Annotated in this window: 17 protein-coding genes; 14 read left to right on the top strand and 3 right to left on the bottom strand. The window is 43.5% G+C overall.

What is annotated here, in order from left to right; genetic code table 11:
- From ACH2DQ_RS05510 to ACH2DQ_RS05475, 8 genes are all read left to right on the top strand, one after another.
- The coding region (locus ACH2DQ_RS05510) for a sensor histidine kinase (RefSeq protein WP_395025885.1) at positions 1-723 on the top strand (723 nt) is incomplete at its 5' end.
- Positions 720-1691, top strand: a complete 972-nt coding sequence (locus tag ACH2DQ_RS05505) for a hypothetical protein (protein ID WP_394916024.1) — start codon at positions 720-722, stop codon at positions 1689-1691. The genes ACH2DQ_RS05510 and ACH2DQ_RS05505, both read left to right, overlap by 4 nt.
- A gap of 108 nt (positions 1692-1799) precedes the next feature.
- Complete coding sequence (locus tag ACH2DQ_RS05500) at positions 1800-2585, top strand: M15 family metallopeptidase (RefSeq protein ID WP_394916025.1); 786 nt, start codon at positions 1800-1802, stop codon at positions 2583-2585.
- Between the two features lie 11 nt (positions 2586-2596).
- Complete coding sequence (locus tag ACH2DQ_RS05495) at positions 2597-2869, top strand: acylphosphatase (RefSeq protein ID WP_394916026.1); 273 nt, start codon at positions 2597-2599, stop codon at positions 2867-2869.
- Positions 2870-2964: 95 nt separating this feature from the next.
- Positions 2965-3408, top strand: coding sequence for a GNAT family N-acetyltransferase (locus ACH2DQ_RS05490; protein ID WP_394916027.1), 444 nt, complete (start codon positions 2965-2967; stop codon positions 3406-3408).
- Between the two features lie 83 nt (positions 3409-3491).
- Positions 3492-4691, top strand: coding sequence for an AraC family transcriptional regulator (locus tag ACH2DQ_RS05485; RefSeq protein ID WP_394916028.1), 1200 nt, complete (start codon positions 3492-3494; stop codon positions 4689-4691).
- A 108-nt stretch (positions 4692-4799) separates the two neighbouring features.
- A complete protein-coding gene (locus ACH2DQ_RS05480) occupies positions 4800-6731 on the top strand; it encodes an FAD-dependent oxidoreductase (protein WP_394916029.1) in 1932 nt (643 codons plus the stop codon).
- A 108-nt stretch (positions 6732-6839) separates the two neighbouring features.
- A complete protein-coding gene (locus tag ACH2DQ_RS05475; RefSeq protein WP_394916030.1) occupies positions 6840-8783 on the top strand; it encodes an FAD-dependent oxidoreductase in 1944 nt (647 codons plus the stop codon).
- Positions 8784-9372: 589 nt separating this feature from the next.
- Here the strand turns inward: ACH2DQ_RS05475 and ACH2DQ_RS05470 are convergent.
- A complete protein-coding gene (locus ACH2DQ_RS05470) occupies positions 9373-10137 on the bottom strand; it encodes a response regulator (protein ID WP_394916031.1) in 765 nt (254 codons plus the stop codon).
- A 70-nt stretch (positions 10138-10207) separates the two neighbouring features.
- The gene (locus ACH2DQ_RS05465) at positions 10208-12013 is read right to left on the bottom strand and encodes a sensor histidine kinase (protein WP_394916032.1); all 1806 of its coding nucleotides are present in this window, start codon (positions 12011-12013) and stop codon (positions 10208-10210) included.
- A gap of 374 nt (positions 12014-12387) precedes the next feature.
- On the opposite strand from ACH2DQ_RS05465, the gene ACH2DQ_RS05460 reads away from it, so the two are divergent.
- The 5 genes from ACH2DQ_RS05460 (at position 12388) to ACH2DQ_RS05440 (ending at position 19932) form a co-directional block, all read left to right on the top strand.
- Positions 12388-13830: an ABC transporter substrate-binding protein gene (locus tag ACH2DQ_RS05460; protein WP_394916033.1), complete on the top strand. Its 1443-nt coding sequence runs from the start codon at positions 12388-12390 to the stop codon at positions 13828-13830.
- An 86-nt stretch (positions 13831-13916) separates the two neighbouring features.
- Positions 13917-14795 carry a carbohydrate ABC transporter permease gene (locus ACH2DQ_RS05455; protein ID WP_394916034.1) on the top strand — a complete coding sequence of 293 codons (879 nt, stop codon included), beginning with the start codon at positions 13917-13919 and terminating at the stop codon, positions 14793-14795.
- Entirely contained in the window at positions 14795-15616 is an 822-nt protein-coding gene (locus tag ACH2DQ_RS05450; RefSeq protein ID WP_394916035.1) for a carbohydrate ABC transporter permease, read from the top strand. Before ACH2DQ_RS05455 ends, ACH2DQ_RS05450 begins: the two co-directional genes overlap by 1 nt.
- 385 nt (positions 15617-16001) lie before the next feature.
- Positions 16002-18230 (top strand): glycosyl hydrolase family 95 catalytic domain-containing protein, encoded by a 2229-nt coding sequence (locus ACH2DQ_RS05445; protein ID WP_394916036.1) that lies wholly within the window; start codon positions 16002-16004, stop codon positions 18228-18230.
- 181 nt (positions 18231-18411) lie between these two features.
- A complete protein-coding gene (locus ACH2DQ_RS05440; RefSeq protein WP_394916037.1) occupies positions 18412-19932 on the top strand; it encodes a DUF6128 domain-containing protein in 1521 nt (506 codons plus the stop codon).
- A 77-nt stretch (positions 19933-20009) separates the two neighbouring features.
- Here the strand turns inward: ACH2DQ_RS05440 and ACH2DQ_RS05435 are convergent, their stop codons facing one another.
- Positions 20010-20708: an anaerobic ribonucleoside-triphosphate reductase activating protein gene (locus tag ACH2DQ_RS05435; protein WP_394916038.1), complete on the bottom strand. Its 699-nt coding sequence runs from the start codon at positions 20706-20708 to the stop codon at positions 20010-20012.
- 338 nt (positions 20709-21046) lie between these two features.
- Here ACH2DQ_RS05435 and tadA point away from each other — a divergent pair, with 338 nt between their 5' ends.
- Positions 21047-21544, top strand: coding sequence for a tRNA adenosine(34) deaminase TadA (gene tadA, locus ACH2DQ_RS05430; protein WP_394916039.1), 498 nt, complete (start codon positions 21047-21049; stop codon positions 21542-21544).
- The last annotated feature ends 118 nt before the right edge of the window (positions 21545-21662 follow it).

Below are 21662 nucleotides of genomic sequence, written 5' to 3'. Positions count from 1 at the left end.
GCTGAAAATCTCTGCCAGAAAATGGGTGAACTTGCACAGGCAGCCAGGCGGCAGGAAGATTTTACCGCCTCCTTTGCCCATGAACTGAAGACGCCGCTCACTTCCATTATCGGATATGCGGATATGCTGCGGACCATGGATCTGGATAAAGAAGAAATCATGGAAGCATCCAACTACATCTATTCCCAGGGAAAGCGGCTGGAAAGCCTATCCCTTAAACTGCTGGAATTAATCGTAACGAAGAAGCAGGAATATGAGCTGACGCCGATTCAGGCAGCGGCATTTATGAAAAATGTGGTGCAGACCGTAAGCGCATCTTTGGAAGCGAAAAAAATTACGCTGCATATGAAGGCAGAAGAAGGGGTAATCATAGGAGAAAAGGATCTATTGGTTTCTTTATTGGTGAACCTGATTGATAATGCCAGAAAGGCTTCTTACGAACAGGGGGACATCTGGATAACCGGGAAGAAAAATCCGGATGATTATGAAATTATGGTAAAGGACAATGGCTGTGGTATTCCGGAGGAAGAACTTAGCAAAATTACAGAAGCCTTCTATATGGTGGACAAGTCCAGAGCCAGAAAAGAAGGAGGGGCAGGGCTTGGCATGACACTTTGCAGTAAAATTGTGGAGATCCATGATGCCAAATGGCGTATCCGAAGTAAGGAAGGAGAGGGAACAACGATCTGGATTTCCTTCCCGGAAGGGGGGACACGCAGATGAATTGGAAGAAAATAGGAAAGTATGCCCTGAGTTCCGTCTTTGTTGGGGGGTTAATTGCGATGGCTGTGTTTTTCCCGCAGTATTACAGCAAGATACATGACAGCAAATATCTGAATAATGTTACCATTGTGGACAGAGAGAAGGTTTCCATGTCCTATGATTATAATACGTCCCTGGAAAGCAAGCTGGAGGTTTTGATGCAGTCTGTAGTGAAAGGTAAGGAATTTAAGCCTGTTCGCCAGACGAAAGACAATGTAGTCAGTGATAAGACATTGATTGAGGGTCTTGCAAAAGAAGTGATTGAGCTGCAGAATTTAGGGGTTCTCTGGATGGTTCAGCAGTACCCTTATGTGGATTATTTTGTGGATGCGTCCCTATACAGTGTAAAAAATGAATCTTCTGCATTGAATCCAAATGACAATGTATTGTTCTGGTATATGCGGTTTAGCGACTTTACGACCTTCGACTTTGAATTTTGTGTGGATGCATATGATTACAAGATTTATAGTGCCGGTATTGCATGCGACGTGCTTCATAAAGAATATGATCTGCTCCAATCTCACATGGCTATGAATGAAATATGGATAAAAAGTAATGCAAATGATGCAAGTGTTACGGAAAGGGCGACGGAAAATGTAGTGGAAAATGGGGATAATGTTTTAGAAAGCATGGATCTTGAAACGGAAGTTTCTTCTATGGAAGCACGCAGTGAAGAGTTTTATTATTATTTGGATTCTCAGAACGCAGTTCTGATGGATGGTTTCCGGCAGTATTACGGCGCCGGTTACGCTGAAATGATCGGTTCTGATTATTTATATTCCATTATGAAATACAATTTTAAAAATTCTTCAGCCAATGTCAGAAAGAATTGGTATGTTAAGAATGTTGGGGCAAATTATATGCCGGCATTTTCTACAGGCATTGAAACAATGGCTGACTGGGTTGAGAATGCAGATAAAAATGAGTAAATGATACAACTATGATACAAATTCCACACGATTTTGATACAGTTGAGTTCTATCCTATAAATAAGGATACATGATATGAGGGGGTATCTGCTATAAGGAGGGACTACTGTGAACAAAAGACGAAAGAAGAGAATACGAAGGTTCAGGGCGCACTGCCTGAGGTTTTTAGCTGGAGGGGTTTTATGTTTTGGCCTGGTATGGATATTTATGGTGGCCGCAAATGCATTTGGGTCAATAGAAAATAATCCGGCAGCAAAAATGATTCAAAATGATAAAACCAGTACCAGTGGAAACGAATTAACAGTAAACAGGAAAAATGCAACAGATTCGGAAGCGGATCTGTTAATCCTGGTTAACAAGGATCATCCGCTGCCGGACGATTATCAGGTGGAATTAATGAGCCTGCAAAATGGGTTAACCAGTGTGGCTGCTTCCATTTATGAGCACTTGAAGGAAATGCTTACGGATGGAAGTGAAGAAGGGCTGGAGTTCTGTGTGGCTTCCGGCTATCGCAGTGTAGAGAGCCAGCAGAAAATCCTGGATCATGACATCACAGCTTTGATGCAGCAGGGGATGACATATGAAGAGGCATATGAGGAAAAAACAAGAGTAGTCATGCCGCCGGGTTACAGTGAACATGAATCGGGGCTTGCGGTAGATATTACAGCTTTGAGCAATCAGCAGCTGGATGACACACAGGAATATACACCGGAAAATAAATGGCTTCAGCAAAATTGTGCCAAATATGGATTTATTCTCAGATATCCCAGGGGGAAAGAGGATATTACGGATATAGATTATGAATCCTGGCATTACAGGTACGTGGGAGTCGAAGCAGCACAATATATTATGGATCACAATTTGACATTAGAAGAATATCTTGAAGAGAAATAGGGGGGATACCTATGAAGGTAAGAAAGAGACTCATAATTTTAGGTACAGGCAGTGAAAAGAGGTTAAAACCGAGATTGTTTTTTATGGCAGGCAAAATGGGGCTGTCAGGATGGATTATCAACATGAGTACCGGAGTTTTAGAGGCAGAATTTCAAGGGGATGAAAGAAGAATACAAAAGTACATAGACCGGATTACAGAAGAATATAATCTAAACATGGACGATATTCGCTGTGAAATGGTAGATATGGATGAAGCGGATGACGGAAGTCTGAGAATCGGATAAGCTGAAACAGGTTAGTGCCGCCCGGCACTAGGCTGGAATCAAGAGAAGCCAAAGCCAGATGTAACCGAAACAGAATAATCAGAAGGAGAGAAAATATGATCAGAGAATTTGAAGAAAATGATTTGGAACGGATCATGCAGATCTGGCTGGATACCAATTTAACGGCACATAAATTTATTTCCAGAGATTATTGGGAAGATCATTTTGACATGGTTCTGGAAAGTCTGCCCGGGGCAGAGATCTATGTATATGAAATTAATGGAAACGTTCTGGGGTTTATCGGTATTCTGGATGGATATATAGCAGGATTATTTGTGGACGCAAGGGTGCAGTCAAAGGGAATCGGACACAGCCTCCTTACCGTTGCAAAAAATAAATATCCGGTACTGACCCTTCATGTCTACCGAAAAAACGAACGGGCTATTAAATTTTATAAAGACGAAGGATTTGTGGTTGAGGAACGGAAGCAGGATCCCGCAGTAGGAGAAGATGAGTACAAGATGCTGTACCGGTCCTGTAATGTGGCTGTGGGCGGCTGAAGTCCGATAAATCCGGTTGACTTTGGGAATTCATCATAATACAATACAGGAAAAGCCACTGGCGGCAGTAAAGGATGAGGATCATGAAACGGCAGAATGACTGGTATACCGGTATTAATTATTATGATAATTACAAAGAAAAAGAGATTCAGATTGAAAAGAAAAAGTTTGCAGTGCCGTTGGAGCAGCATATACACGAACAGGTGGAAATTATATATGTGCTCTCCGGGGATGGAGTCATACGGGTAAATGGATGTGATTATCCGGCGAAAGAAGGCTCCTTCTTCTGTCTTTATTCCCATCACTTTTACGGGATACATACGATTAAAAAAGAGATAGAAGCGGTAGTTGTCAAATTCTATATTGGACTATTTATGTATATGTGCTGGGAAAAGCATCCCAGAAATGCCAATGCCAAGCTTGTTTATGATACCTGCCCCATGGCGCAATTGCAGGGAGGGCAGAAATCCAGGGTTGAGGCGCTGGTGCTTGATCTTTTGCAGGAAAAGAAAGAGCAGCGGTTTGGCAGTAAAAACATGATTTTGTATCAAACATTGGAGTTACACAATTATTTTTGCCGTTATGCCTATGAAAACATCGGTAAAAGCAAAAAGGAAGACAATGCAGTATGGAATGTGATTCAGAAAGTGGCGCTGGCTGGAGGAGAACATCTGGGTTTGAATGAGCTGGCACTGGAAATGGGGTGCTCGCCCAAGGCTCTGAACCAAAGAGTCAAAAATGCATGCGGCTGCACTTACTTTCAGCTTCAGCAGTATGGAAAAATAATCAATGCCTGCGCGCTGCTGCACTTTCCGGAACTTACGATGGAATATGTGAGCGGATTGCTGGGATTTCCGTCTGTTCCCGCTTTTTACCGGGTATTTGAACAGCATTGCAATATGACACCCCGGGAATACCAGAAAGAATGCATTGGCAATGGAAAAATGGAAATGGAAGGTGCCGGAATCGGTATGCAGTTCCTGCAGTATCTTCATCTTAATTTCATGAAGGAAATAAAAATAGAGAAAATCAGTGAGGAATTCTGCCTGAAACCATATACCGTGAAACAAATTTTTCAAAATGTATTCGGCACGGATTTCCAAAGTATCTTAAATGAAATCAGGGTCTGTTATGCAGCAGCATTTTTGCGCAGTACAAATTTAAGTGTACTGGAAATCTCGGTACGCTGTGGATTTGAATCCCTGTCTACATTTCAGAGATCATTTCAGGAGTGGATGAACCAGTCGGCTTCTCAGTACCGCAGGTCATTTCATGGGGAATAAATGAGAAGAAAACTAATGTTTTTGAATATATTAATCTATCTAAAATCGCTATAATGTAAGAAAAGAGCAGTATAAAACTGCTACTTTCGGACAGGAGGCGGTTTTTTTATGTTTGAAAAATTATTCAGCCCGATTAAAATAAGGGGCATGGAACTGGAGAATCGAATTGTTATGCCTGCAATGGGCACAAGGATGGCAAATGAAAAAAGTGAGGTCACTCAGCGGCTCATTGATTATCATGAGGCAAGGGCAAAAGGTGGATGCGGACTTAATATCGTAGAGGTGGCGGCAGTACATACGCCAAGTGCGCCGGCACATTTTGTGTCTGTTAGTGAAGATTCTTATATCGAGGGGCATCAAAGGCTGACTGATGCCATACACAGTGCAGGAGGCAGGGCAGGCATCCAGCTGTGGCAGGGTTCAATTGCTACGGTAATGGATCCAAAGGCTAAGATGCTGGTGGTAAATGAAATGAATTTCGGAGCCTATACACTTCCTGCAATTGAAAAAGAAGAGATCGAAGAAGTAGTTGCCTGTTATGGAAAAGCAGCCCGCAGATGTGTAACAGCAGGTTATGACTGCATTGAGTTTCATTGTGCGCACAATTATCTACCCCATTCTTTCTTAAGCGCAGGGCTGAATCACAGAACAGATGAATATGGCGGAAGCTTTGAGAATCGGGCACGGTTCCCGCTGGAATGTATCCGGGCGATCCGTGAAAATATACCGGAGGATATGCCGCTGTTTATGAGAATTGACGCCCATGATGATTATCTGCCACAGGGTCTTACCATAGAAGAAGTGATACGGTTCTGCAAGCTGGCGGGTGAGGAAGGCGTGGATGTTCTGGACGTTTCCAGAGGAAATATTATAACAGCAGCGTCACTGTATGAGGTACCGCCCATTGATGTGCCAAATGGTTTTAATGTGGAAAATGCCAATCGAATCCGCCGGGAAACAGGAATGCTTACCATTGCGGTAGGAAGAATTAACACAGCGCAAATGGCAGAGGATATCCTTGACCAGGAGAAAGCGGATTTGATTGTTATGGGAAGGGCACAGCTGGCGGATCCGGAATTTGCAAATAAGGCAAAAGAAGGGAGAGTCAGGGATATTATTCACTGCGTAGGATGCGACCAGGGATGCTATGATGGTTTTTGCGATCTGGCTAATCGTCCTTTCATCACCTGTATGAGAAATCCTGCATTGGGTCACGAAAAGGAGCACAGGTTAGAAAAAACGGCAAGCCCCGGAAAGGTTTTAATAGCCGGAGGAGGAATGGCGGGAATGGAAGCTGCCATGGTACTGAAAGAGCGGGGACATATACCGGAAATTTTTGAATCCGGCGATCATTTGGGCGGACAGTTCATCACAGCCGGGGAAGCCCCGGGTAAGGCTGAAATGAAAGCGGCTGCAGTTTCATTTGCAGAACAGGTGGAAAGAGCAGGTATTCCGGTACATTACGGCATAGAAGCAACACCTGAATTAATCCAAAAAGAGATGCCGGCTGCGGTGATTCTGGCAATCGGATCATCACCCATTGTTCTGAAACTGGAAGGAATAGAGAATCTGCCTGTTTATGAGGCACATGAAGTACTGGATGGCAGAGCGGTTCCCCAAGGAGAGATCTGCGTAATCGGCGGAGGGCTGGTAGGGCTTGAGACGGCAGACGCGTTAGCTTCGGCGGGCCATAAGGTTAAAGTAGTGGAAATGAAAGAAACAGCCGGAGAAGATCTGGGGAGTCTTAGAAAAATTGCAGTCATGCAGAAAATGCAAAGTCTGGGTGTTGAGATTATAACAAAAGCTGTGTGTAAAGCCATCTGCGGCAAGGGGGTAGTAACGTGTCAGGAAGAACGGGAAACGGTGGTAACTTGTGACAGTGTAGTAATTGCAGTGGGATCCAGGGCGAATGACAGTACGAAACTGGTGACAGTCTGCGAGGAACTAAAAATCCCGTATTATATCATCGGGGATGCAAAAAAGGCGAGGCGTGCATTAGATGCAATTGCAGAGGGATACGAAGCAGCCCGCAGTATCTGACAGGAACCGGCAGCAGAGGATATAAAATCATCATCTTAGAAAGTTACATGTTTTTTTCGTGAAAGCATCTATTTTTTTTCACATTTGTTTTGGAAAGGGGCGGTTAGGATGAATTCAAAATTATTTGAAGAATTACAAATTGGAACAATGAAGCTGAAAAACAGAACCTTTATGGCACCTATGTCTCTGGGATATGAAAGCCAGGATGGAACCGTAAATGAGAGAATGCAGGAATACTGGCTGGCAAGGGCAAAAGGAGGTACCGGATGTATTATCCTGGATGCTTTGTCCGTGGATCCGGGTGTTCCCTATCTGGGCAATACCCTGTTCTTTCGAAATGAGGAAAGTATCGCATCTTATAAGCAGTTTACAGATAAAATTCATGCTTATGGTACCAGGATTATTCCACAGATCACACATCCGGGACCGGAAAGTGTCAGCGCATTTTTTGGTGCACCACCTAAGGCAAGCAGTGTGTATATCAACTCGATGGGGCAAAAGACAAGGGCACTTGCAATAGAAGAAATTCCCGAAATCATTGCACAATATGCGCAGACCTCCTATCAGGCAAAGCAGGCGGGTTTCGATGGTATTGAGCTGCACTGCGCCCATGCATATATGCTGCTTGGATCCTTTCTGTCTCCAATGAGGAATAAGCGTACAGATCGTTATGGCGGTTCACTGGATAACAGAGCGAGACTGCTTTTTGAAGTAATCGATGCAATCAAAGCAAAGTGTGGTTCGGATTTCCCAATTGTGCTCAGAATCAGCGGCAGTGAGCGAGACGAACAGGGAAATACTATCGAAGATATAAAATATCTGGTTCCCCGGTTAATTGCCCACGGAATAGATGCATTCGAGGTGAGCGGGGGGACGCAGTATGAACGCTGCAATAAAATTATTCCCTGTCATGGAGAACGAATGGGGGTAAATGTACCGGAGGCGCGGGAAATCAAAAAAGTATCAACGGTGCCCGTGCTAGTTGTAGGGAAGATAAATGATCCAGCCTATGCAAGGTATCTTACGGACAGCGGTCAGGCGGATGGTGTGGTAATCGGCAGGGCACTTTTATCCGATCCGGAGTTCGTGAACAAAGCCAGAGAGGGACGGACAGAAGAAATTGCTCCATGTGCGGCCTGCGGGATCGGGTGCATCGGAGAACAGACAAAGAGGAGACCGGCATCCTGCGTCATTAACCCGGCACTGGGCAGGGAAGCTGAGATGGAGCTGCTTCCCGCAAAAGAACCGAAAAAGGTCGCGGTAGCCGGAGGAGGTATCGGAGGTATGGCAAGTGCAAGGGCATTTGCGCTACGCGGTCATCAGGTAACTTTGTTTGAAGAAAGCGGCAGACTGGGCGGACAGATGAATGCAGCCTGCATCCCGCCGCACAAACAGGAACTCAGCAGATGGATTGTATATCTTCAAAATGAAATTGCCCGTCTTGGGATTCCGGTCAAACACGGAGTCCATGTAACAAAAGAAACATTAGAGGAATACAAACCTGATATTGTAATAATAGCAACCGGAGCAAAGGAAATAATCCCTCCAATCCCTGGAGTTGAAAAAGAAACGGCAATCACGGCACAAAAAGTGCTGAATAATGATGTTCCGGTTATTGGCGGCAAGGTACTGGTAGTTGGCGGCGGCATGGTAGGATGTGAAGTGTGCGAACATCTGATGCATCAAAAGAGAGGTACACTAAGCGTCACAATGATTGAAATGGCAGATACAATTGGAGCAGGAATGGTACCAAATAATCAACTTCCAACGATGAACCGTCTTCACCATCTTGGTATAAAAATGATGACAGGCACTAAATTATTGTCGGTAAATGGAAACGAGGCAGAAGTGGAATCGCCGTCAGGTATAGAAACTATGGCTGGATTTACCCACATCGTATATGCCTGTGGTTCCAGAGCTGAAAATAAACTGTATGAAGAAGTAAAGAATTCCTTTGGAAAGGTAATCTGCATCGGTGATGCAAAAGGAGCAAGACAGGCGTTAGAGGCAGTCCGGGAAGGGTGGGAGGCTGCGTTAGAGGCCGTACTGTAGGCGTTAGGGTGGAAGTGTGCTTAGAAGGAGAAATGAATATTTAAATATTTCGTTTGCAAAATAGAATTGACAGTATTCCATTGCTATTATATAATACACTTAACAGGAAACCGATAGCTAGACATATCCTAGCCACCCCGGTTGCCAATTAGTTACTAAAAAATAGTCGTTCACTGGTCAAGGTGAGAGCGACTATTTTTTACGTCTTTCTTGAAAATTAAGTATTGATATGACTAAGTTAACCATTGATATAATGATCATGAACTCTTCATATGTACTCAAAAAATCACCACCTTTATTCTTAAAGTAGGTGGAAGACATGTCGCCCTATCGATTCCCGGTTAAATGTATGATAAAAAGAATTTAAAATTAAAAACAATATGTGAATAGAAAATATAATATAAAAAATAAATTAATATGATGTTTAAATAATAAACTATAATTCGATCCTGGTCAAGTGAAATAAATATTATATTTTAATATGTGAGTATTTATTTCAACATATATTATGTCGCAAAAAACAGAAGGATAAAGCAAAAAAATTTCATATTTTGCTTTATCCTTTATAATAGTTATTCTATTAAAAAAATTACCCCTCCGCCTTTTCCCGATAATCAAACGGACTCATCCCGGTCTGTTTTTTAAAAATCCTGCTGAAATAAGCTTGGTCATGATACCCTACAATTTCCCCAATCTGCCGGATTGACAGCTCCGGCTTGTGCAGCAGATATTGCTTTGCCTGCGTGATACGCAGAGAGGTTATGTATTTGGATGGAGTCATGTCGTATTTCTGGCAGAAGATTTTGGTCAGGTAACTGGAACTGTAGTTCATGTTACTGGCGATGATGTTCAGATTGATATCCACATTATAGTTATGAATAATATATTCTTTGAGAACCTTTGCAATCTGTTCCGGTGTATTCCGGGTCATTTCCGGATTAAAGATATCAGCATATTCATTGCGCTGTATTTCAAAGTCATTCTTTATGCCCTGGAGAGCGGCATAAAGTTCTTCTGGGTCAATTGGCTTGAGCAGATATTCCGACACCTGCAGCTGGATCGCCCGCTTGGCATATTCAAAGTCAGAAAATCCACTGGTAATGATGAACCGGGTTAAAGGCAGGCGTGCATGTACTTTTTCCAGCAGCTGTATGCCGTTCATCAGCGGCATTTTAATATCTGTGATTACCAGATCCGGTTCCAGTTCTTTTATAAGCTCATAGGCCTGTGTTCCTGTCTGTGCTTTCCCGGTCACTTTGAATCCCAAGCCGGTATTTTCGATCTTACGAATCAAATTCTCTAATAACAATTCTTCGTCTTCCGCAACGACGACTGTATAGTTGGAAATTGCCATGTTTATTCTCCTCCGCAATGTGTGATAAACAGGATCAGATTTGTATCACCAGAATGAATTTTCAAACGTGCTATAGGTTCTTTTTTCTGCCAATGGATACAATTCCATGTCCATCCTTTGTATTTCCGTATGCAAAGATTATATCATCTCCGCAGAAAAGTTTCCATCGTAAATAGACATTTAACATCCCCATACCATTTATTTCTATTTCCGGCATACCCGGCTTGGCGGCAGCAGCTTCGATCCTGGAGTGTATCAGCTGGATGGATTCTTCAGTAAATCCGGAACCGGAATCAATGATATCAATCTGCCAGCTTTCTTCTGTGACTTTGCTTTGGATTTTAAGACTCCAGGGAGGTTCACAGTTGGTGCCGTATTTTAGCGCATTTTCCACTAAGGGCTGGATGACCAGCTTGGGTATCTTAAGGGAAAGAAGGGATTCATCTACGTGAATCTCATAATTCAGGCTGGACTGGTATCGTACTTTCATACAGTAAAGGTATTCCTGAATATATGCAGTTTCCTCCCCCAGAGTGACCGAGGTCGAATCCCCTTTTGTAATATAGCGCATGATTTTAGTGAGATTACGGCACATTTTTACCACCTCATCAGACTGGTTATTTTCCGCCAGTACAATGATGCCTGAGAGGGTATTATAGTAAAAATGCGGGTTAATCTGAGACTGAAGTGCCAGGCTGCGGGACTTTATTTCCTGCTGTCTGGTATCAATTAATTCATCCATGGAGGTCTTTAAGTTGCTGCTCATGCTTAAAAATGCCTGGTTTAGCTCCTCCAGCTCATCAAATGAAGCATCCAGGGGCTCTTTCTTCTGTTGCCCCAGGGTATCCAGCGCAGTTTTCTTAATGATATTGCGCAGCTGTTTGATGGGCTTCGTGAGACTTCTTGACAGGTACCAGGAGATAAATACAGAGCACGCCAGCATAGCGGCTACCCCAAGTCCCAGTACGTGAATCAGGTTTCTGACCGGCTGTAAAATGTGGTTTTGGGGCTGAACGGTTACGTAGGTCCAGCCGGTATAAGAGGATGAATTGGAAACCAGTATTTCCGTGGTACGGGAATCTTCATTAAAAAAGGATGCGTGCCCCAGAGCGGAATCTATGGAGTTGAAATAATCCGGCAGGGCTTTTTGTTCGGACTCTTCCAGTTTGTAAGGGAATACAAGGGTACCGTTTTTATCATAGATATAAACACTGGGGGCATCTGCATTTTTCTGCTGGTAGGAGGTGATGTATTTAAAAATAGTACTGCATTTTTTAACGGTTTCGATGGCGCCCACCTGTTTTTTGTATCGGTTGTGAAATACGCGGTATAAAGACATATACCAGACCGGCGTTCGGCTGGTATTGGAGTTGCTGGTAATTTCTGTGGTGGCATAGGGAAGGCTTAGCAGCTTCTTTCCACCTAATTCCTTTGTATGCTCCAGCCAGGGAAGCGTGTCCATATCCATTTTTTTACTGTTGTTTTTGATTCCGACCTGCACAACGGAACCGGAAAAATCATAGAGATTAATCTGGTCTACCTTCAGGTCTGCTCCGTTAATGGTTACAAACAGATCAGCCAGAGCCATAAAATCATTAGAAGAAACCCGCAGGTCGTTAGCTTCTGCCAGTCGGTCTTTTACCAGGTTGCTGTAACCTATGTTAATGGAAACAGAATCCATATCCTGCAGAATCTGTTCTGTCTGCTGCAAAAAAGATAAATTCATATCCGTTGCGGCCTTTGTCTCTCTTTCAATTAAAATGTTAGAAGTGTAGCGGTAAAAGAAGATAGAAAAGGCAATTACAACTAATAGTGCAAGACCAAGATAGGCTAAAAAGAACTTAGTTTGCAGCTTTATTTGGTGGTTTTTCTTCATATTTTTGGTCCCCCATTTACTAGTGCCGACCGGCGCAAATACGCCGATATATAGCACCCGCTATCTACGCCAGCTGCACGTCTGTGAATCTAGTCGTAGCCCCACTACGCCGTCGATTCACAGCCTCACAGCTGACGCAGATATCAGGCACTATGTACCGGCGTATTTACGCCGGTCGGCACTTGTCTTCTTAATATTATAACAAAAATCACCAAAAAGAAAGGATAATTTTTTGCGTTTGTAGGCAAAGTGTGAAAAAAGTCCAAATTCTGTTGGGAATAGTGCATGGACTTTTCAGAAGAAAAAAAGTACAATTAGTTCATCAGATAAACAAAACGCGGAACAATGGGAATGGAAAATGGGAGGAATAAAAAATGAAGAAAAAAGTGATCAGTGCTTTACTTTGTGCAACTATGGTAATCACAATGGCAACTGGATGCGGATCAGGCGACAAGACAGAAACTACAGCAGCAACCAGTGCAGCAAAAGAGACGGAAGCTGCTAAGACAGAAGGAAGCGAAGCAGGCAGTGCTGCAGATACAGAAGAAGCAGCGGAAACAAAGGCAGAAGGGGAAACAGCAGCGTCGAATACAGACTTTGCGGGAGAAGAACTCAGTATTCTGGTTTCCGCAGGATGGATGGACAACCGCTATGATGAAACCATCGCCCGTTTTGAAGAGACTTATGGAGTGACTGTTGACTTACAGACAATTCCGGCAGACCAGTATGGTGATTTGCTGCAGTCTAAATTAACAACAGATTCCTGCGCGGATATATTCTGGATTCAGTCAAATCCCTTTGCAATTGCATCTCAGATTGTAGATCCTGAAAAATATTGTATTGACTTTTCAGATGCATCATGGAAAAGCGTCATGCCGGAAAACAGACTTTCCGCATGTGAATACGATGGGAAACTGTATGGTTTACAGATCTGGCATAACTCTCCGGAATATGTAATGGTTTATAATAAAACGTTATTTGGTGAATTGGGATTGGAAGCACCTAAGACCTATGATGAAATGTTAAAGGTTTGTGAGAAGCTGTCAGCAGAAGGCATCACACCATGGTTTGAGCCGGGAGCAGACGGATGGCAGCATCCACTGGCATTTTTCCAGATCGGCGGAGCATACGAGGCAGACCAGCCGGGATTATATGACAAGCTGAATAATAACGAAGCAAAATTTGCAGATAACCAGTTAATGATAAAAGTACTGGAACAATACAAGGAACTGGCAGACAAAGGATATCTTGGCGAAGACTGGATCGGAACCGACTCCACCAATATGGTAAATGAATTCGCAGACAGAAATTGTGCTATGGCAATTGCCAATTCTTCCTTCATCAAACAGATTCAGGATGAAACCGAAACAACAGATGAATTTGGTTTATTCTTAGAACCATTGGGAGACAACACATACTTCCCTACAAGCCCGGCCGGTCCTACCATGTTCGGTTATAAAGGAACCACACATCCGGAACTGGTCAAAGAATTCTTCAACTTTGTAACGACAACAGAGAGCTTACAGGAAATTCTGGACAATTCACCGTCCTACACCAACCTGGATGTAAACGATGACAATTTACAGCAGCACTGGTTACCGGAAGAAGAAGAATTCATGAAGACACTTACCGAAGAGCAGATGAAAACACCGGTACTTCAGAACGGTACAAAGTACACAAATGATTACTGGATGCAGTTTGGACAGGATATGGTTGCATACTGTACCGGACAGATGGAAGCAAATGATGTACTGAAAAATATGGATAACAACAGGGCAGAAGCAGCGAAGGTTGCAAACGACCCTGCATGGAAATAAGGGACACATTCCATGCTGAACTTTTGGTGCCGGGAGCAGTAAGAAACCTCCCGGCACTCTCTATCAAAAGAAAGTGGTGAAGTAATATGAATAAAAAGAAAATCTATCCACAATGGTTCCTGTTTGTCCCATTGGCATTATATATTTTATTTTTTCTGACCCCCAGTATACTCGGTATCTTTTATTCCTTTACCGACTGGAATTCCAGAAGTCTGGGAGAAACAAAGTTCGTAGGTTTACAGAATTATATTGAGATCTTTACATCGAACAAAGATTATGCATCCGGCATTTTCAACACCCTTAAATTTACGATAATATCGAATGTTTTAAAACTGATTCCGGCACTCTTAATTGCAATTATGCTGCAGGAAGGTCTGAAAGGCAAAAATGTTTACCGTACACTTTTATACCTGCCATCTGTTTTACCATTCTTGATCATAGGCTTAACATTTAAATCTATTTTAAACTATAACACAGGACTTTTAAACAGCTTCCTGGACATGGTGAATTTAGGATTCCTGAAGCAGAAATGGCTATCAGACCTGGGGGTTGTGTGGAAATCTATCTATGGTGTGGATGCCTGGAGAGGAATCGGATATGTAATGACAATTTTCCTGGCTGGTCTGAATACCATACCAAAGTCCTATTATGAGGCAGCCCAGATTGACGGAGCAAATTTCTGGCAAAGAGTAAAAAATATCACCCTGCCTATGCTGCGTGGTGCCATTATGATCAATCTGGTATTTGGACTTACATACGGACTGAAAGTATTTGATATTGTCTATGTGCTGACAAACGGTGGTCCAGGACATGCAACAGAGGTTATTACCACATATTCCTACCAGCTCTATTCCAACGGACAATATGGAATGTCTACGGCACTTAATACGATTCTTCTGGTGATCACCGCAATAATCGGTGTGGTAGTTGTAAAAGTAATGAGTAAACAGGAGGTGCAGCAATAATGAAAAAAAATTTCGTACGTAATATAGCCAAACAAATTGTCTGTATTATTATGAGTATCATCGTAGTTGCCCCTTTCTATATGGTAGTCATCAACTCCTTTAAAAGTAAAAATGAAGCGGCAAGAATGAGCCTTGCCCTTCCTACAAAATGGTTTTTCAACAATTATACGGAAGTAATTGAAAAGGGAAAACTGGTACAGGGGTTTGCCAACAGCGTCACTTATGCAGTCGTTGCAACCCTCATCGGTGTCATCAGTTGTGCCATGGCGGCATTTGTAATGTGCAGAAAACGCACAAAAGTGAATAACTTCCTGTATTATTTCGTATTGTGTGGATTATTCTTCCCGGTAAACTACGTAACCTTGGTTAAGGTACTGACAGTTGCAGGACTTGCAAATACCAAATTTGGAATCATTATTGCGTTTACCAGTGCCATGATACCGTTTTGTATCTTCACCATACGAAACTTTGTCCTTTCCCTTCCGGTTGAATTGGATGAAGCAGCGGTAATCGATGGGGCGGGACCAATCTCTATGTTCTTCAAGATCATCGTTCCCATGTTAAAACCAACGCTGGTAACCTGTTTTATCCTGCAGTTTATGGGAGTCTGGAGTGATTTCCTGACACCTTTGTATTTATCTAATAAGAGTTCCATGTTCCCCATGAATATTGCAGTATACCAGTTCTTTGGCAAAAACAAAAACTACTGGAACTATATATTTGCCGATATTGTATTGACCTGTCTTCCGGTTGTAATTGTATATCTGATCGGACAAAAATACATTGTAGGCGGCATGACATCGGGAGCTGTAAAAGAATAATACGTTAATAAAATCCAGGCATCTTGTCTACGCTGCGCTTCGGTTCGTGCTAAACCTGCGCCACCGGCGCACAGCACCCATCGCGAAGGCAACTTTAAATGGGCAGATGCCTGGATGTTCGTTTCCAAGGTTGGACAGTCGCCACTTTTCGCTGTGTATGTCCATTTATTCATAAAACGGTGGAAATTAAATGAAATTTAAGTTATGATAGAAACACAAAATAATTTGCAGAGTATCAGAGGTATGTTTGAAATCACCGGCTGTTCACTGCATAAATAATCAGGCAATACACTTGGCTTTCCGCAATAGGAAAGCCTGTCTGTATTATAATAATTTATGCAGCGGTGCATGGGGGCAGACAGGCTCTGGTTAAAGGAGTTATAGGATGAACATCACATTAAATAAGGAAGCTTCCAGATTTGGGGAAGCATTTGCTATTGGAAACGGCCATTTGGGAGCCATGGTTTACGGCGGAATGAAAACCGACAGGCTGGACCTGTCGGAAAATACGTTTTTCAGCGGAAATAAAAGTGAGGACGACAATCAGGCAGGAGCCAGTGAAGCATTTTATAAGATGCGGGAGCAGACGGCGTCGGGAGATTATGCGGCGGCTTTAGAGACTTCCCATGAATTTTACGGTAAACGGGGCAATTACGGGACGAATCTTCCGGTAGGGCAGATTTTGATAACGCGTATGGATGAGTTGAGCGAGACATCCGGTTATGAGAGAAGTCTGGACTTAGAAAACGGAATTGTGTACTCACGGTATATGCAAAATGGGGAACAGGTATCCCGGCAGGCATTTGCATCACACCCCCATAATGTCATCGTTTATGAAGCGGTTTGTGATAAGAATGATATGAACCTTTGCATTTCCTTCCAATCCCTGAGGGACGGGGAATATGTGAAATACCATATAGGCGGCATCTTTTTCGTCTGTGAAGCCCATGAGACCATGCACAGTGACGGAACAACAGGAACCTTATTATGTGGAAAAGTCTCGATTCATACAGATGGTTTTCCGGAGGCAAAGGAAGATGGGGTCTACATTAAGAGAGCATCCAGGGTGTCCCTTTATATTACAGCCATTACAGATTTCAAGGAAGAAGTATTGGAGAAAGAGAAACAGGTCCTGCAGCTTCAGATGAAGATGAACCGTACCTTTGTAAAAGTGGATGAACTGGCAGTGGAAGAAATCCTGGAAGCCCACAGGCAGGACATGCAGGCGTTATATTCCAGAGTCACTCTTAATATCGGGAACCAGCCGCTGGTAAACCGCATGTTCCAAATGGGAAGGTATCTGCTATATTCCAGTTCCAGGGAAGATTCCCTGCTGCCTGCCCATTTACAGGGAATCTGGAATGACAATGTGGCATGCCGGATTGGATGGACTTGCGATATGCATCTGGATATCAATACCCAGATGAATTACTGGCCGTCAGAAGTGACCAATCTGCCGGAAACAGCAGTTCCGCTGTTTCGCTGGATCAGAGAAGACCTTGTTCCGGCTGGCAGAAAGACAGCGTTAGAAAGCTATGGCTTAAAGGGCTGGGTAGGAGAGCTGGTATCCAATTCCTGGGGATACGCTGCGCCTTACTGGGCATCTCCCCTATCCCCCTGTCCTACCGGAGGCGTCTGGACTATTACTCAGATGTGGGAGCATTTTCTGACTAGCCAGGACAAGAAGTTCCTGAAAGAAGAAGCGTTTCCTGTGATCGAAGAAGCCGTAGTATTTTTCAGCGGGTATCTGTTCGAGGACAAAGAGAGCGGATACCTTACCTGCGGACCCTCCATTTCTCCTGAAAACAGCTTTGTGGTAGATGGGAAAACCTATCAGATCAGCAATGGGTGTACGGTAGAAATCCTTATGATCCGGGAATTGTTTGATATTTATCAAAAAGCCTGCCGCGTGCTGAGACGAAAGAATAAAAGGATGAAAGACACAGCCGATAAAGCAGCACGTTTACTGCCCTACCGGATAACCGGAAACGGGCAGATCGCAGAGTGGAACCACGATTACCCTGCGGCTGATCTTCAGCACAGACATACCAGCCATTTGCTGGGCTTGTTTCCGTTTGCCCAGATTACGCCGGAAAATGAAAAATTGGCGAAAGCGGCAGAGGCTGTTATCACTGCAAAGCTCACTCCGGAGGAAAATTGGGAAGATACCGGATGGGCAAGGTCTATGCTGATGCTGTATGAGGCGAGATTACGGCATCCCCAGAAGGCATTGGGGCATATAGACAGTATGCTTACAAATCTGCTGGAGCCAAACGGATTTATCATCCATCCGCCTACACGGGGAGCGGGTTCCTTTGACAACGTATACGAATTGGATGGCAACACGGGCTTGACCTCCTGTATAGCAGAGATGCTGATGCAAAGCCATGGCGGCATGATCCGGATTCTGCCCTGCCTTCCCAAACAGTGGAGTAAAGGAGAGGTTAAAGGGCTTTGCGCCAGAGGCGGCGTTACCGTTGATATCAGCTGGGATGAGAATTCCTGTCAGGTAAACTTCGGTTCAGAGCGCAGCAGGCGTATTACAATTCAGTATGGTGAAATCCGTAAGACCATCTTATTAAAAGAGGGAAATACAAGTGTTTGTCTGAAATAACGACTTGGAAACACGCTCTAGAGCGTCCCTTTGAGATACATTTTTCAACAAAAATTAAATAGCCCTTACTTTGAAGAGAAGGGTATATCTGAATGCTTTCTACTTTTTTTGCATAACCTGTGGCATGAAAAATGACAGTCAGGCATATATTACTCTAAAGAAAATTTTAGGGGAGAAGTAATTGGCTGAGTATCGACGTTTTGTGGCTTATATATATGAGTATGTCAATGGTATAAAAGGAGAAAATGCAGGATTTGTGAAGGTGGAGTCCCGAAACGGGGTCTGCCGTATCCAGCTGCATCTGCAGGCAGTACCGGCAGAAGAGACGAGTCTTCAGGTGGATGGCTTTGTTAGGACGCAGAACCACGTTGGAGTAATTCCACTGGGGATGTGCAGGGTAAAAGGAAAATCGGCGGAATTCAAAGGAAATACGCCCCATCGTAATTTTGGGAATTCAGATTATTCCCTGGAGCAAATCGCAGGCATGTTCCTGGAAGGGGAAAATGGCAGTATTTTTGCTACAGCTTGGGATAATGAACCCGTCGATGTGGACGAATTAAAGAGATTTGCTAAAAATGTCCATATGAAACAAAAGGCAGCAGTGGTAAATAAAGAAAATCCGGAGGCGGTTAAGTCAGCCCGGGGCGATAAGGTTCCGGAATTTGAGGACAGCATGGAAAAGCTGGCTGATGCAGGTAACGTGAGCGGCATTACGGAAAATGAAGAAACAGATGCTGCTGCGACTGCTCAATTGGACGACGATTCCAGGCTGGCTGAAGATAGATCAGAAACAGCAGTACCCACCTTGGCACATCCGGAAAATGGCGGGGAAATGGCAGACGCAGAAGAGACGGCAGGTTTCGGGCAAAGATCAGACTCTTGGAATCTGGCAGATGCCAGGGGATTAGACTATGCCGAAGAAACAGCAGAGTCAGATGGAATGTCGGGTTCAGAAGAGTTAGTGGCAGCTGAAGGAAGATCGGATTCAGAGATGTTTGAAGCAAAAGCCTCTGGTTCTGAGGAAGTAAAAGAGTCCAATGGTTTTGAAAATACGGCTGGAGAAGTCCGGGAAGCCTCAATCGATGCCGATGCAGATGAATTAAGCAGTGGGGATGCACAACGTGAGTCAGAGTCAACGGATAGTATGGTTGGAGAATCTGTTGAAGCGGATGAAAACAATAACAGTCATAGCAATGTGGGAAATAATATCCGTAACAATGTCAGAAACACCGGTTATACAAACAATGGGTATGCCAACAACAACGGATATGCCAACAGCGGGAACCAGGTACATATGGCTCAGGCCCGCGGACGCCAGCAGGCATCCGGGCGATGTAATATGAATTGTGCCAACAGCGGCCTGGACCGTAAGTGGGATCAATTCCAGTGCCATTACCCGCCGATGGAACCATTTACCGATGATGAGATTGTAGAATGTATCCGGATCGCACCGAAAGACATTATGTTCCTGAGAAGGGATGACCAGCGGTTTGCCCGCAATAATTTCCTGTTACAAAGCTTTTATAATTATCAGCACCTTATGCTGGGAAGGCTGCGGGATGGCGGCTATGTTCTGGGGGTTCCGGGACTTTATGAGAATCAGGAACGGTTTATGGCGAATATGTTTGGCTTTATGAACTTTAAGGAAGCAAGACCGGGAAAACAGGAGAACTTCGGATATTGGCTGAGACCGGTGAGATAGAGGTAGATACCAGGTATATTTTATTTATTTTATTTGTGGGAGGTGCTTTTTAACAGAAGCACCTCTATTTGTTTTTATCAGTCGTCTAATCCGCGAATCCCGGCATTAATACCTTGTTCTTTAAAGATTTCAGCAAATCCTTCCAGTTCTTTACGGCTGTAGCTGTGAAATCCTGACTGTATTACATTTTCAGAGTCTTTATAGGCCTGTAAAAAGTATTGTCTGCAGCCGTGAAGCCATGCTCCGATTTTGTAAAAGTCCTCCACCGTATGCAGCTCTCTGACTACCGTGGTGCGAAACTCATAATCTATGCCGCAGTCCATTAGATATTCCACAGATTCCTCAATGGTATCCATGGAGATATTAATGCAGCCTGCCACCCTGCCGTAGTTCTCCGGGGAAGTCTTGATATCCATAGCCACATAATCAATCAGCCCAGATTCAACGAGACTGCGGATCATGCTGGGATTGCTGCCGTTGGTATCTAATTTTACAAGATAACCCAGAGATTTTAATTTTTCTATAAATTGGGGGAGTTCTCGGGAAAGTGTCGGCTCTCCTCCGGTTACGCAGACACCCTCCAGGATACCCTGCCGCTTTTTCAGGTATGCCAGGACTTCTCCTTCCTCTATATATGGCTCTGCCTCGGGGTTAAGAACCAGACCTGCATTCTGGCAGAAAGGACAGCGGAAGTTACAGCTGCCAAGGAAAAGTGTTGCCCCCAGATGCCCGGGATAGTCTAAAAGGGTCAGTTTGTTAAAGCCATGTATTTTCATATAATGCCTCCAATATGTATAAATGCTCAGTAAAGAGAATTAAATTTTTAGGTATGTTATTATTATAGCAGATTATAAAAGAAAAATCATATGGATAAATTCAAGGGGAGTGGAGGGCTGTATGTATTAATCTAAATTGATTCATCCAAACAGCTGCTACTTGCGTTCTGCCTTTTGAAAGGATATAATAATTTCATGTCAGCGCAGTCTTCATGAAACGTTTTGGCGATAAATTATCAGGAAAGCGGAGCGTGTGGATGGAGAAATATAATATAAACAGGTTCTAAAATCCATGGAATCAGCAGATTATTTAACTATAAATAGAAGAGAGTAAAAGAATGGAAGAAAATACAAAGATACATGAGAAATATATGCGGGAGGCTATCCGGCAGGCAAAAAAGGCTTATGCCATTGACGAGGTGCCCATCGGATGCGTGATTGTATATGAGAGCAAAATTATTGCAAGGGGCTACAACCGCAGAAATACGGATAAGAATACATTGTCCCACGCAGAACTGATTGCTATTCGAAAAGCCAGCAAAAAACTGGGGGACTGGAGGCTGGAGGGCTGTACCATGTATATCACCCTGGAGCCCTGCCAGATGTGCTCCGGAGCAATTATTCAGGCGAGGGTTTCCGAAGTAGTGATCGGGAGCATGAATGGAAAAGCAGGGTGTGCAGGTTCGGTATTAAATCTTCTGGAAATGGAAGCATTTAATCACCAGGCAGCCGTTACCAGAGGGGTTTTGCAAGAAGAGTGCAGCCTGATGCTAAGCAGCTTTTTTCGGGAGTTAAGAGAAAAGAAAAAGCAGGAAAAAAAGAAAAACGCTATTTAATTAGAAAAATATCGTAATAAAGCGTGCAGTTCTAATTGACAAATTGGCAAAAACAAGTTATAGTCCTGTCTTTGACAGTTGAATACGTAAAGAACCGCTGTATCCCCTTGTTTTATGA

This window comes from Robinsoniella sp., from assembly GCF_034124845.1.
Note: the sequence above shows the minus strand (reverse complement) of the source record. Positions and strands in the feature narration are given on the sequence as shown.